The organism is Lysinibacillus sp. NPDC056232 (assembly GCF_042267565.1).
Classification (GTDB): Bacteria; Bacillota; Bacilli; order Bacillales_A; family Planococcaceae; genus Lysinibacillus.
The window spans coordinates 1-11934 of sequence record NZ_JBHJTF010000024.1; the positions used below are offsets into that span (position 1 = coordinate 1).

The 11934-nt window shown below is 35.1% G+C and carries 15 protein-coding genes and 2 pseudogenes; 7 read left to right on the forward strand and 10 right to left on the reverse strand.

The genetic code is table 11. The features are described from left to right. Together ACFCYJ_RS17000 and ACFCYJ_RS17005 are read left to right on the forward strand one after the other, a co-directional pair. On the forward strand, positions 1 to 439 hold a 439-nt coding region (locus ACFCYJ_RS17000; protein ID WP_376075235.1), incomplete at its 5' end, for a MarR family winged helix-turn-helix transcriptional regulator. Positions 440 to 452: 13 nt separating this feature from the next. Then, positions 453 to 1439 (forward strand): serine hydrolase domain-containing protein, encoded by a 987-nt coding sequence (locus ACFCYJ_RS17005; RefSeq protein WP_376075238.1) that lies wholly within the window; start codon positions 453 to 455, stop codon positions 1437 to 1439. 86 nt (positions 1440 to 1525) lie between these two features. On the opposite strand, the gene ACFCYJ_RS17010 is transcribed toward ACFCYJ_RS17005, so the two are convergent. After that, positions 1526 to 2203 (reverse strand): cysteine peptidase family C39 domain-containing protein, encoded by a 678-nt coding sequence (locus tag ACFCYJ_RS17010; protein WP_376075240.1) that lies wholly within the window; start codon positions 2201 to 2203, stop codon positions 1526 to 1528. A gap of 295 nt (positions 2204 to 2498) precedes the next feature. Between ACFCYJ_RS17010 and ACFCYJ_RS17015 the strand changes: the two are divergent. Next, positions 2499 to 3089 (forward strand): annotated as a pseudogene (locus tag ACFCYJ_RS17015) (MerR family transcriptional regulator); the annotation flags it as partial. Here ACFCYJ_RS17015 and ACFCYJ_RS17020 read toward each other — a convergent pair. Then, positions 3082 to 3171 (reverse strand): annotated as a pseudogene (locus tag ACFCYJ_RS17020) (hypothetical protein); the annotation flags it as partial. The pseudogenes ACFCYJ_RS17015 and ACFCYJ_RS17020 sit on opposite strands and share 8 nt — an antisense overlap. Before the next feature lie 569 nt (positions 3172 to 3740). Continuing rightward, a complete protein-coding gene (locus ACFCYJ_RS17025; RefSeq protein ID WP_376075242.1) occupies positions 3741 to 4340 on the reverse strand; it encodes a tyrosine-type recombinase/integrase in 600 nt (199 codons plus the stop codon). Between the two features lie 482 nt (positions 4341 to 4822). On the opposite strand from ACFCYJ_RS17025, the gene ACFCYJ_RS17030 reads away from it, so the two are divergent. The 3 genes from ACFCYJ_RS17030 (at position 4823) to ACFCYJ_RS17040 (ending at position 7223) form a co-directional block, all read left to right on the forward strand. After that, on the forward strand, positions 4823 to 5065 hold the full coding sequence (locus ACFCYJ_RS17030; protein WP_376075244.1) for a hypothetical protein: 243 nt from the start codon (positions 4823 to 4825) through the stop codon (positions 5063 to 5065). 770 nt (positions 5066 to 5835) lie between these two features. Next, positions 5836 to 6009, forward strand: a complete 174-nt coding sequence (locus tag ACFCYJ_RS17035; RefSeq protein ID WP_169778100.1) for a hypothetical protein — start codon at positions 5836 to 5838, stop codon at positions 6007 to 6009. Between the two features lie 659 nt (positions 6010 to 6668). Then, a complete protein-coding gene (locus ACFCYJ_RS17040) occupies positions 6669 to 7223 on the forward strand; it encodes a hypothetical protein (RefSeq protein ID WP_376075247.1) in 555 nt (184 codons plus the stop codon). A gap of 485 nt (positions 7224 to 7708) precedes the next feature. Here ACFCYJ_RS17040 and ACFCYJ_RS17045 read toward each other — a convergent pair whose 3' ends face one another. From ACFCYJ_RS17045 to ACFCYJ_RS17055, 3 genes are all read right to left on the reverse strand, one after another. Next, a complete protein-coding gene (locus tag ACFCYJ_RS17045) occupies positions 7709 to 8068 on the reverse strand; it encodes a hypothetical protein (RefSeq protein WP_376075249.1) in 360 nt (119 codons plus the stop codon). Between the two features lie 83 nt (positions 8069 to 8151). Beyond that, on the reverse strand, positions 8152 to 9240 hold the full coding sequence (locus ACFCYJ_RS17050) for a M42 family metallopeptidase (RefSeq protein ID WP_370041481.1): 1089 nt from the start codon (positions 9238 to 9240) through the stop codon (positions 8152 to 8154). 94 nt (positions 9241 to 9334) lie between these two features. Then, complete coding sequence (locus ACFCYJ_RS17055; protein WP_376075252.1) at positions 9335 to 9820, reverse strand: dUTP diphosphatase; 486 nt, start codon at positions 9818 to 9820, stop codon at positions 9335 to 9337. Positions 9821 to 9923: 103 nt separating this feature from the next. On the opposite strand from ACFCYJ_RS17055, the gene ACFCYJ_RS17060 reads away from it, so the two are divergent. After that, positions 9924 to 10319: a sigma-w pathway protein ysdB gene (locus tag ACFCYJ_RS17060; protein ID WP_376075253.1), complete on the forward strand. Its 396-nt coding sequence runs from the start codon at positions 9924 to 9926 to the stop codon at positions 10317 to 10319. Positions 10320 to 10378: 59 nt separating this feature from the next. Here the strand turns inward: ACFCYJ_RS17060 and ACFCYJ_RS17065 are convergent, their stop codons facing one another. The 4 genes from ACFCYJ_RS17065 to infC form a co-directional block, all read right to left on the reverse strand. Beyond that, a complete protein-coding gene (locus ACFCYJ_RS17065) occupies positions 10379 to 10639 on the reverse strand; it encodes a DUF1294 domain-containing protein (RefSeq protein ID WP_376075255.1) in 261 nt (86 codons plus the stop codon). Positions 10640 to 10731: 92 nt separating this feature from the next. Next, positions 10732 to 11091 (reverse strand): 50S ribosomal protein L20, encoded by a 360-nt coding sequence (rplT, locus tag ACFCYJ_RS17070; RefSeq protein WP_053592414.1) that lies wholly within the window; start codon positions 11089 to 11091, stop codon positions 10732 to 10734. A 54-nt stretch (positions 11092 to 11145) separates the two neighbouring features. Beyond that, complete coding sequence (gene rpmI / locus ACFCYJ_RS17075; protein WP_004226312.1) at positions 11146 to 11346, reverse strand: 50S ribosomal protein L35; 201 nt, start codon at positions 11344 to 11346, stop codon at positions 11146 to 11148. Between the two features lie 31 nt (positions 11347 to 11377). After that, positions 11378 to 11881, reverse strand: coding sequence for a translation initiation factor IF-3 (gene infC, locus ACFCYJ_RS17080; RefSeq protein WP_025114499.1), 504 nt, complete (start codon positions 11879 to 11881; stop codon positions 11378 to 11380). Positions 11882 to 11934 lie beyond the last annotated feature (53 nt).

The following is an 11934-nucleotide window of genomic DNA, read 5'->3' on the forward strand; positions in this document are numbered from 1 at the left end:
TCTTATTAAGGAGATTAATCAAGTTGATTATGAAGCCAATTTAATGTTAACCGAAGAATTTTCCTCTTTATTGGATGAAACATTAACTACAAAACAAGCAGTATTTTTAAGTCTCCTTCAGACGAAAGGTCCCCTTCAAACTTATGAATTAGCAAAGTTAATGGGGACATCTGCGAGTGCTGTTAGCCAATTAGTAAATAGGCTAGAGCAAGAAAGTTATATAAAAAGAACAATGAGTAAAAAGGATCGTAGAGAGGTTATTATAGAGCTAGATGAACGAGCACATCTTTATTTTCAAAAGCAGGAGGAAATTGAACTTGCTATTATTTATAAATATTATACAAAGCTCAATCGAGAGGACTTATTACAATTAAAGGATATACTTTCGAAATTACATTCTATTATTTCAGTGGAGCAGGAAAAAAATAAGCGTTCATAATGGAGGTATTCTTGTGGATTTACATAATTTGAAAAAGGACATTTTTAAAATTGCTTATCCTTATATAAAAACTCGCCCAAATGTTGCTTTATCCATTGGTATCATTTCGCAAGATCAGGAAGCTACTTTTACTTTAGGTGGCTCGAATTTTATGCTGGAAGAAAAGCCTTATATATATGAAGTTGGATCGATTTCTAAAGTTTTTACTACATCCATATTAGGGGAAATGATTCAGGAAGGAAAAGTCCATGTCGAAGATTCTATTGGCAAATACTTTTCCGCAATTCCCGATACTCACCCTGTCACGCTCAAACGTTTAGCCAATCATACTTCCGGACTGCCGGGAATAGGTGTGCTAAAGAACATTTCCAATCTTTTTGACGCGCAAACACCTCGTGATCCTTTTTGCCAATACTCACTAAACGAGACTATACATTATTTTAAAACGCATACAAACGAGCCTAAAGTTAAATTTAGATATTCTAATGTAGGGATGGGGCTTTTAGGATATATTTTAGCCAATACACTCCACACTGATTATGAAACAGCTATCAAACAAAAATTAACAGATCCTTTAGATATGCCAAATACATTTATCTCTATCCCTTCTGATCAAGCTGAGGCAGTATTGCAAGGATACACGATTCTTGGACATAAAAAGCCTCCGCTCCAAATGAATGACTTTATGGCAGCGGGGGCAGTCCGCTCAACTGTTAATGATCTTTTAAAATTTATGAAAGTACATTTACGTGATGAAAATTTAGGTTATACATTATCACATCAAGCTACTGAAACTTTTTCGGAACATATGGGTATTGGTCTAGGATGGCTTCTTGAGGACAATATCATTTGGCATAATGGTTCGACGAAAGCTTTTTCTAGTTATCTAGGGTTTGATAAAACGCAACAAACAGGCGTTGTTGTTCTATCAAATTATCGATCACCTATATTGGCAGCAAACCCTGGGCAAATTGGGAAAGATATATTGCAGCTTTTATAGGTTAAATAGATGATTATATGAATTTATCGATAAAAATTTTGAATTTATCGCCTAGCTTTTTAAATTTATCACCTAACTTTCTTAGTTTATCGACATAAAAAAACAGCCCTCAAACATTTAAGTTTGAGGGCCGTTAGAGTAAAAATATCATTAGCTCTGTGTGCGTCTACAATTATGTAAGTATTGCTATAAAGAACCATATTAATATTTTTCACATTCCACAATTTCCTAAATTCATTAATAGGAACTTTTCGATTATAGCTATTGATATCATCGTCACAATTCGCCAGTTCCCTTAGTGATTCTGAAAGGTATACATACTCCTTGTCATACCCTACGACAGGGACAAAATGCAAATTATTACGATCCTTATGTACTTTAATAAAAACGATTACTGGAGTTCCTTTACTAATTTCGTACTTTAATGTATTTATATTTCCTTTATAATAGCTTGTTTTAAATCCCTTTTTTCTTAACACCGTACGGATTCCCTTTGGATATACATTACCTGACCTCGTTTTACTAGGGAAATTAGTATATAACTCATCACCATTGGCCTCCATTCCAAAATGACGCAACACATATGCTGTTGAAAATGCTGCACATTCCCTATTGTTTTGTATATCTATCCTATTATTTCGTTTAATTAGATAGCTAGCCGGATAATCTCTTTTTCGTAAAACAGGTATGGGTAATGTCATTAAATATGCATTAATGATCGTTGATATAATAATCCATAAAATAGCTGTTCTAACTATAAACATACTACTCCCCCATCCCTTTGCGTCCATATCGCAACATTATTCTAAGTACTTCTTTCACTAACCTACCCAATCAGTTAAATAACTGAATAATCAGTTATTATGTCTAGTGTAACATATTCACAAATATTGGTGTGTGGGAATTAGACCTCCCCATATCGTCTCGGTATCTGTAACAGACAATCTCATTTTTTGCACATTTACCATTTATCTATCACCTCAAACTTTAAATTTCCCTCTTGAACCTCTAGTTACTTGATGTATTATGATTAGCTTATACCTATTGATAGGAGGAATTTTGATGAATAATAAAAAGTTTTCTATTGGAGAATTTTCAGAAAGGACAGGAATACCAATTCCTACTTTGCATTACTATGATGAAATTGGTATATTACAACCTGAAAAAAATCCTTCTTCAGGGCATCGCATTTACAATCATCAAAATATTATTACATTACAAAAAATTATTAGTCTAAAATTTCTAGGGTATAGCCTTGATAAAGTTACTACTTTGTTAAATGAATCAAGTTTTAATATGGATTTAAATGAAAGTTTGTCCCTCCATTTATATGCTTTAGAAAAAGAAAAGGAACAAATTGAGCAAACAATGCGAGCAATTAAAAGAGGAATTAAATTAGTCGAAGATGAAAGAGAAGTAGATGGTACTGTATTATTAAGCCTTATATATAGTATGAGTACAGAACAAAAACAAAATGAATGGATGGAACAACAAAAGTTAAAGGTTGTTGTGGAAGAGTTATCAAAGAAATCAGAAGAAGATCAAATTGCATTGGATAAAACATTTATTCATTTAACTAAAGAAGTGAAAAGATTATATGGTTATCCAGTAGAAGACTTGAAAGTACAAGAGATGGTTAAGGAATATTTGCATGTGAATGGATGTAACGTGTTGCAATACCGATGGATAGTGCAGGTATACCATTTGCAGTTACGTGGATAGAACCAGCGTCACAAATGAGCTGTATGTAACTAACCTTACCACTATGAAATCCTGCTATTAAACCATTTGTATTAAAAGAACGTACATTTATCGGAAGGAACTATATCAGAACATAGTTTTGCCTTCATTAAAACTAGTCTACTATGTAGGATTACATTGTTCAAACGTTTTGTTAACTTCATTATCAGTGATGCCTATATACTTCAACTTCACAAGATTGCTCTCGTATCACTTCATTTTCCTTTTGGTGTGCGTGTAGTAGGTAGCTTGGATTCTTCATTCATCATCATCAAAATATCGGAAAACACCCCTACCTAAGCCTTGCCATGTGACGCTTGAAACGTTCACCTGACACGATTCTGACCTCTACTGACTTTATGTATCAACTTGCCCTGTAAAGGCTTGTCACAGCTCTCCTGCAACCCTGAACAAGCCATCTGACGCCCTTTACACAGCTCACATAAAATCTATATTTTACCTATCAACTTTAGAATTATTGAAGTGGCTTAAAGCCGTATAAATTAAGTAATAAATTAATAAGGTTACGTTCAGGTACACTCAAGGATTCACCCTAACTGCTTAGAAGAAAGATACACTTTTAATGCTGTTCTCAATGGCTTCTTCTGTAATTCCAATGTAGCGTAAAGTTGTTTTCTGCGAGCTGTGGTTGAAGATTTCCATTAGTGTGGCTACGTCTTTTGTCGCTTGGTAGTATGTATAGCCAAAAGTCTTACGCATAGTATGTGTACCAATGGACTGATTCCCTATCATGTCACCTGCTTTGGCAATGATACGGTAGGCTTGTGTAGTTGTAATGTGTCCTTCACCTTTGCGACTAGGGAACAGATAGACTGCTCCTGTTGGTAGTGTTTCAATGTAGTCTGCAATATCAGCCATCAAGTTGTTTAGGTACACTGTACGCTCTTTCTTAGTTTTGCCCTCACGAATCTTAAAATTAGATTTCCCCTTCACCTGTTCCAGTGTCAAAGCCACCAAGTCCCCACAACGCAAACCTGTAGAGATACCTAATTTGAACAAAAGTTGATTACGCTTAGCATACTCACTCACCTTGCCTTGTTCTGTCATACCTAGAGCTTCTATCAGCTCATTTACTTCCTGTTTAGTTTTAATTGGTTGCACATCAATCAACATACCTTTTTTCTCATTGGTGTTAGCCATGTTTATTTCCCCTTTTATTATGTATCCTTTTATCAATATATAAACAATACCATACATTCAAACGAAGGGCAAATAAGTAACGGCTCTACCTCAACATTCCTTATGTATCCTTTTAGTTAAAAGCATACATTCAACTCAGACTTATGATTGTCAATTGTACTCGCTATCGTCAAGACCTTAGTTTCCCCCATCTTTATTTACCTGTATCAACACACTCCTTAGATGATGATACATTTACCCTTATGTACCGCTACTATTTGAATAACTATTTAATTTGAGTGTTGTATAGGAGTTTTCCCATGAACTTCTGTGCTTTATAGTTGAATTAACTTCTAATACATTTAGCCCTTATCGTGTCGTTGAAAGTAACAGCAACACTCCTTCGATACACTTTTCCATTTATCTACCAAATCGAACTTTTCTGTGTTATCATTCTCCATAGACATAATTTTCTGTTATTTAAGATACAGGGAGATGATGATTTGAATATAAAAACTTCTTATCAAGGAGTAGTTGAACTTAGAATAATGGATTGGGATGCTATTGACAGTTTAGGTGAAAAGATTACCGAAGTTAGAAACTTACAAAAAATTTATACAAATGACATAGTTGAAATACAACAAGTTGTAGATTTTGGTCGAGTTACAGAAAAGTCTCATAGAATACTTATTATTTTTAACTTAAAAAGAGATTTGGATAATATTGGGGGGGGAATAATTTTATGAGTCATTTTTCACCAAGAGGAACAATAGTCCATCACACATCAATCTAAGGGCTTGTGCGTAAAATTACACGCAAGTCCTTTTGTTATGCCTTTACAGTCAACCTAAGTGCAATCCACGTAACCAAGTATGCACCTAACTGATTCTCGAGTCACCTGAGCGTTGTTTGAGCAGAGGGTAAAAGCACATCAACAATGATACGCTACCACAATCCATCATACCTTGCTTTATAAGCCCGCATTTTACACACACCCATATTTGTAAATATGTTACACTAGACACACCAACTGATTATTCAGTTATTCAACTAACGAGGCAGGTTAATGTTAGAAAAGACTGGATGTTCGAGTAAGAAACTAATATAAAAGCCACCAAGTTTTTTTATAGTGGCTAAGGAAAGAATTGTTACCAAACGACAGTTTGGGGGCTTTTTTTCGTAATTACAAACAAATATTAAATTTAATTTCCATCACCCTTAATTACCTTATAATGGTTTAATAAACTATATTTGTTGATGAAAGATGTGTAAATATGGACATAGGACTTGCTGTGGTTATTTTTGTTTGTTCATTTGCTATCTTTGATGCAATTAGAAAATTAAATAACAACATTATCGAACAAACAGAAGAAATAAAAAAGCTTTGGGAAGGTTATACTTCAACTAACGGGTGCAGTTGTTGAATAAGCGCTGTGCTTTAATCGGATTAGATTGAAAAAAAGTGTATGTTAAAATTCGAACAAAATAAATTTATATGTAGGGAGATGACTACTTTATGAAAAAGAGAATTTCTATAGTATTAACAACGATAGCTATCATTACTTTTGGTGTTTTTACTTATTATGGGTCTTTGACCGAGGCTAATAAGGAAACCGACAGTATTGTAATAGATAAAGATGGAGAAGTAGTAGAACCACTTAGTGGTAATAACGATAATATGGGTCATTAATACACATTAATATCGGCAGACATTTTTCTTGACGTTCTATTTTTACCAATACTTTCCTAAGCAATCGGGCGCTTTAGTGCAACAAGGACTTATAAGCTATACAAAACAATCATAATAAACGTTCCCAAATGAAAGTTTGGAAACACATCAAAAAGCCACGAATGTTGTGAAATCAACGTTCGTGGCTTATCTTATGAATATTGTTTATGTGTTGTTTTATGCACTTTTGTTAAAAGTCAGTCATAGCAAAGGTTTTGAAGCATTTGAATTAATGTTGCACCATCGTCTTTGATGAATAAAATCGTGTATAAAAATTGAAGTCTTATCGTTGTAAATCCGCATAAATCTGACGAGCCCCCTTATTGAAGTAACGGGGTGCTTTACCTGAAGAACATTGAGCTGTTTTAGACAGCTCTTTTTTCTTATTGTACTAACGGTGCAGTTTAGTTGAAGAAGGAACTTTCCATTCATTAAAGAATTTTTTCTTGCTACCGATAATGATGCGTTATGTAAATCTGACACGTATGGAATATACATCCAATATTTATGACAAATCACTTCTTTCAAATGATAGGAATTTTATATATCTATTATTTATAATTTACGTTATGGTACAATATGTTAATTAATTACAATACTTTCTAAAAGGAGGATAAATAATGAAAGCAACGAAACTCGTATCATTAGCAATACCCATTCTATTATTAGTAGGTTGTGCGGTAGAAAATAAAGAGTCTACTCCTAAGACTGAGCAGTTAAGCAAATCAACAATGAAAACAGTAATATCAGAGAAACAGTATCCCTATTATATTTGTGAACAAGTAGTAGAGTTTCAATACATGAAGGATTTATTCATAGTAAACTCGTTGAAAGCTATGAAAGACAAAGAAAAAGAAAAAGATATTTTAAAAATAGCAAACAAGATGGATGAGATTTTAGACAATATGGAATATATAAAAGTTCCTGATAAATACAAAGACATTCACAAAGACATACAAGTAGGGGTAACAGATGCAAGAAAAGCAACAAAGCCTATTAAAGACGCTAGTAAAGAGGATAAACCGAATATGCAAGAAGCTGTACTAAAAAGTACTCCACATTTATCAGGTGTAGATGGAGAAAATTGGAAAAGGGCACTTTATGAGTTAAGTAAGGAAAACAAAGATGCTTATGTTAAAGCACTTGAAAAATCAATGAAAGAACATGCGGAATAATATAGTACCATACAACAATTATAAGGGAGTTATGCGTAAAATTAGTTCTTCAACTCCCATGAAAGAACGTAATCATCTTTCATTTTCTGTGGTGAAGTGCTTATTTTTGCGCTTCATGGATGGCTAACGGAGGGCTTTAGTTTAATAAGAATAGGACTTGTGTTTATGATTGATTATCATATATGCAAGTCCTTTTGTTATACTCTCACATCAGCTCCTGTAGCTCCAAACATAGCGTGACAGCTCCAATTAGACAACCTCTGTGAATGTTCCCTGCTTCACTATCAAAGCTCACATGCTCGTTAAATGCCCTTAAGTGATTGCTATTTATTTCCTGTAACTCTATCCTTGCTAGGATTACTTTTCATTATCTAAAATCCAATCAAGCTTTTTTTCTGCATCCTTCTTGATTTTGATGTTCTTCCAATACTTAGTCTTAATCCACCCATTGTCATAACAACGTCCTAAAATAGCTGTAAGCGTCTTTAAACGGTTAAGTTTTGAAATATCTTTAATATCGCCAAGAAGCGATAAATACTCGTAAATCTATCTACATTGATTTCATGTAAATACTCTACCTTTACCATTTCTGCAAAGCGTTTAAATTGGTAATTGTAATCGTCAATTGTTCGCTTACGTAATCCATTCAGCTTCATTTGCTGATTGAGTACGAGCAATACATGATTGATAGTAAGGTTCTTAATACTCTTATCATTCACTATGGGCATATAGAGCTTATCTACAATGCTTTGTTCTTCTAATATTGGCTCTTCTTCCTTTCGAGCTTGAATCGCCAAAATCTTCGTATCAACGTCAACATTTATGTTCTTCTTTGGTCTAACCAACGCAAAAAGCCTCCTAACATTTTTGTTAGAAGGCAAAACTACGGTATATCTATTTAGTTCTTTCCGATGTTCTTTCAGCAATATTAGTCAAAAATAATTTTATTGACTGCATCACGGTCTAACTTTTTAATAACTTCCACCATTAATTTTACAGCATTATCATAATCGTCACGATGTAAAATTCCTGCATGTGAGTGGATGTAGCGTGTTGCAATACCGATAGATAGGGCAGGTATACCATTTGCAGTTACGTGGATAGAACCAGCGTCTGTACCGCCACCAGCCATTGCTTCGAATTGATATGGAATATTGTGCTCATCAGCCACATCTAATACGAATTCACGTAAGCCACGGTGTGACACCATTGATGCATCGTAAACAACAATTTGTGGACCTGCGCCCATTTTACTAGTTGATTCTTTAGCAGTTACACCTGGTGTGTCTCCTGCTACACCTACATCGACAGCAAAGCCAATATCTGGTTGGATTTTATGCGTCGCAGTTTTCGCACCACGAAGCCCTACTTCCTCTTGGACATTCCCTACAGAATAAAGGATGTTAGGATGCTTTTCATTTTGCAATGCTTTCATAACATCAATGGCAATTGCACAACCAATGCGGTTATCCCATGCTTTTGCTAATAAGTATTTTTCGTTTTTCATCACATTAAATTCGAAATATGGTGTTACCATATCGCCAGGACGTACACCCCATTCAAGCACTTCATCTTTTGAAGCCGCACCAACATCGATAAACATATCTTTAATGTCTACTACTTTGTTACGCACATCTGCTGGTAAAATATGAGGAGGCTTTGAACCTATAACTCCAATAATTTCATCGCCTTTACGTGTTGTAATTGTTACACGCTGTGCAAGCATAACTTGGCTCCACCAGCCGCCTACAGTTTGGAATTTGATGAACCCTTTGTCATCGATTTGAGTAACCATGAAGCCTACTTCATCTAAATGGCCTGCAACCATAATTTTAGGACCATTTTCATCGCCAACTTTTTTAGCAATGACGCTACCTAAATTATCTGTTTCCACTAAGTCTGCATATGGTCCAATGTATTTTTTCATGACCTCGCGCGGGGCACGTTCATTCCCTGCAATACCATTCGCATCTGTTAAATCCTTAAACATTTGTAATGTTGAATCTAGCTGTGTCATCCTTTTACCTCCTGACTCTTGTATCTCCTCTATTATACTTCGTTTACCGAAATATTCCTAGTTAAATCGTCTGAAAATTGTCGGATTTCTTACTTTAATACCCCGAACGCTGACGATTATAATTTTCTTCATTTTTCTCTATATATGCCGAAACTACGTCCTCAAACGTAAAGTCTAGATTAAACGCAAGTAATCCATAGCATTGCCAGATCGCTAAATATCTATCCTCTGTTGGTTGACTAATAAAACTTAAAATATAGTCTTGTGTCATTAAAAATGTCTCTGTTAAATCTCTCTTCTCTTCAATCACAGGCCATTTTTCTATTGCTGTATAACCTTTTAATAGGCCAAGTGATAATATAAAATGAATCGAATCTACATATTCTTCTAAAATCACATCCCGTTCTGAAGCTCCCTTTGTGCTCCAAAACTTAAAACAACGGGTCTCATTTGCAAGTTCAGCTAGCTCTACCATTAAGGCTAAACCTTTTTCCTTAAATACATCACGGTCAATATTTTGTGTTTTTTCGATGAAATCATCAAGCTCTTTTTGCATTTTAAACAATTTTTGTAAATTCATTTTTTTCTCCTAAATTTCTTAAAAATATTTATATAAAGTGAAACCATTTGCCCCATACAATCGTATAGGAAGGAATAACCTTTCTTCAAGGGGGAAATTTAAAATGTTGCCGTTACTTATTCGTCTTGCTGTTATTGCGCTTATTATCTATGTATTTTATAAAGCGATTCGTTATATAACCGATCCTAAGCGAAAACTTGATGAAGCCTATGAAAAAGGCCAATACTATTTTTATGATGACGTCAAAAATGTCCGAAAAAACTTTTTTATCTCTTATAAAGGTGCTCTTTTCGAAGGTGAAAAATACCTCGGCACTACTGAAGAAGCCTTCGAGGTTGTTACGATTTTTGTTGGCGCCCGAGACGCCGCTACACTGCAAGGTTTTACGAAAAGAGATTTTGAATACCTTCAGCAAGAAATCCTATTGAACTATCCGAGCGCAAAAATAAATTGGAAGCAACCCATTGAAAAGCTTATGCACAACACATCCTCAGAATGAGGATGTGTTTTTATTTATCGGAACATTTTCGTGATTTATCGGAATGTTTTTGCGTTTTATCACCATAATTGTACTATGATAAAAATTTGAATAGCTGCTAGTAGCGGGAAACCAAATGCAAAGCTGTTATGGCGTGTTTTATGACGGAATAAATACATTCCTAGCACGCCCCCTACTGCACCTCCAGCGATTGCTAATGTAAATAATGTGCGTTCCGCAATACGCCATTCATGTTTTTTTGCTTTTGATTTATCCATTCCCATCATAATGAGCAGGACTATAGAAACGATCGCCATATACGCTAATAATGCTTGTACCATTGAATACTCCTTTTTCTCTATTTACTACTACTCTAACACAAAAAAGACTGACGGATAAATCCATCAGTCTTGTGAAAGCATTATATCACTAATTATTTAGCAACAGCTTTTTTTGCAGTGTCTGCTAATTGAGTGAATGCTGCTGCATCAGTTACAGCTAGGTCAGCTAACATTTTACGGTTAACTTCGATACCAGCAACTTTTAAACCGTGCATTAAGCGGCTGTATGAAAGACCGTTCATGCGAGCAGCTGCGTTGATACGAGTGATCCATAATTTACGGAAATCACGTTTTTTCTGACGACGGTCACGGTATGCATATTGACCTGACTTCATCACTGCTTGGTTAGCAACTTTGTATAATGTATGTTTTGAACCATAGTAACCTTTAGCTAATTTCAATACTTTTTTACGACGTTTGCGCGTCACTGTTCCGCCTTTTACGCGTGGCATATGAATTACCTCCTGCTTTTCATTTAAAAATGAATGTTAGTATTTTTTAGTCAATTATTTCATGTAAACAAGTAATGATTTGATGCGTTTGAAGTCACCAGATGAAACGATATTTGCTTTACGTAGGTGACGTTTTTGTTTTGTAGATTTGTTTGCGAATAAGTGGCTTCCATAAGCACGGTCATATTTTAATTTACCTGAACCCGTTTTTTTGAAACGTTTCGCAGCTCCACGGTGAGTTTTCATTTTTGGCATGTCGAATTCCTCCTAAACTGTTCGTCTAATATTATTTCTCGTTCTTTGGTTGAAGAACTAAGAACATGCTTCGGCCTTCCATCTTCGGTTTTTGTTCAACCGTCGATACTTCAGCACAAGCTTCAGCAAAACGATCTAACACACGTTGACCAATGTCTTTATGTGTAATCGCACGACCTTTGAAACGTAGGCTACATTTTACTTTATCACCTTTTTCAAGGAATTTAATCGCATTACGTAGCTTCGTTTGGAAATCATGCTCATCGATTGATGGGCTCAGACGAACCTCTTTCATTACGATGACCTTTTGATTTTTACGAATTTCACGGTCTTTCTTTTGCTGTTCAAACTTAAATTTACCATAGTCCATGATACGAGCGACTGGCGGCTTGGCTTGAGGGGCCACAAGGACAAGATCCAAGTTTACACGAGTGGCGATTTCTAGCGCTTCATTACGTGTCTTTACACCAAGCTGGTCACCATTGTGATCGATTAATCGAAGTTCACGTGCGCGAATGCCTTCGTTTACATACATGTCTTTGCTAATAGTAATCCACCTCCAAGTAGTTGTCGCGAATACATGGTTTG

Excerpts from the sequence above, each read along its gene's own strand:
- ACFCYJ_RS17010 (WP_376075240.1), bottom strand. The coding sequence starts at position 2,203 with ATGTTTATAGTTAGAACAGCTATTTTATGGATTATTATATCAACGATC.
- ACFCYJ_RS17025 (WP_376075242.1), bottom strand. The coding sequence starts at position 4,340 with ATGGCTAACACCAATGAGAAAAAAGGTATGTTGATTGATGTGCAACCA.
- ACFCYJ_RS17035 (WP_169778100.1), top strand. The coding sequence starts at position 5,836 with ATGAAAAAGAGAATTTCTATAGTATTAACAACGATAGCTATCATTACT.
- ACFCYJ_RS17040 (WP_376075247.1), top strand. The coding sequence starts at position 6,669 with ATGAAAGCAACGAAACTCGTATCATTAGCAATACCCATTCTATTATTA.
- ACFCYJ_RS17050 (WP_370041481.1), bottom strand. The coding sequence starts at position 9,240 with ATGACACAGCTAGATTCAACATTACAAATGTTTAAGGATTTAACAGAT.
- ACFCYJ_RS17055 (WP_376075252.1), bottom strand. The coding sequence starts at position 9,820 with ATGAATTTACAAAAATTGTTTAAAATGCAAAAAGAGCTTGATGATTTC.
- ACFCYJ_RS17060 (WP_376075253.1), top strand. The coding sequence starts at position 9,924 with ATGTTGCCGTTACTTATTCGTCTTGCTGTTATTGCGCTTATTATCTAT.
- ACFCYJ_RS17065 (WP_376075255.1), bottom strand. The coding sequence starts at position 10,639 with ATGGTACAAGCATTATTAGCGTATATGGCGATCGTTTCTATAGTCCTG.
- rplT (WP_053592414.1), bottom strand. The coding sequence starts at position 11,091 with ATGCCACGCGTAAAAGGCGGAACAGTGACGCGCAAACGTCGTAAAAAA.
- rpmI (WP_004226312.1), bottom strand. The coding sequence starts at position 11,346 with ATGCCAAAAATGAAAACTCACCGTGGAGCTGCGAAACGTTTCAAAAAA.
- infC (WP_025114499.1), bottom strand. The coding sequence starts at position 11,881 with ATGTATGTAAACGAAGGCATTCGCGCACGTGAACTTCGATTAATCGAT.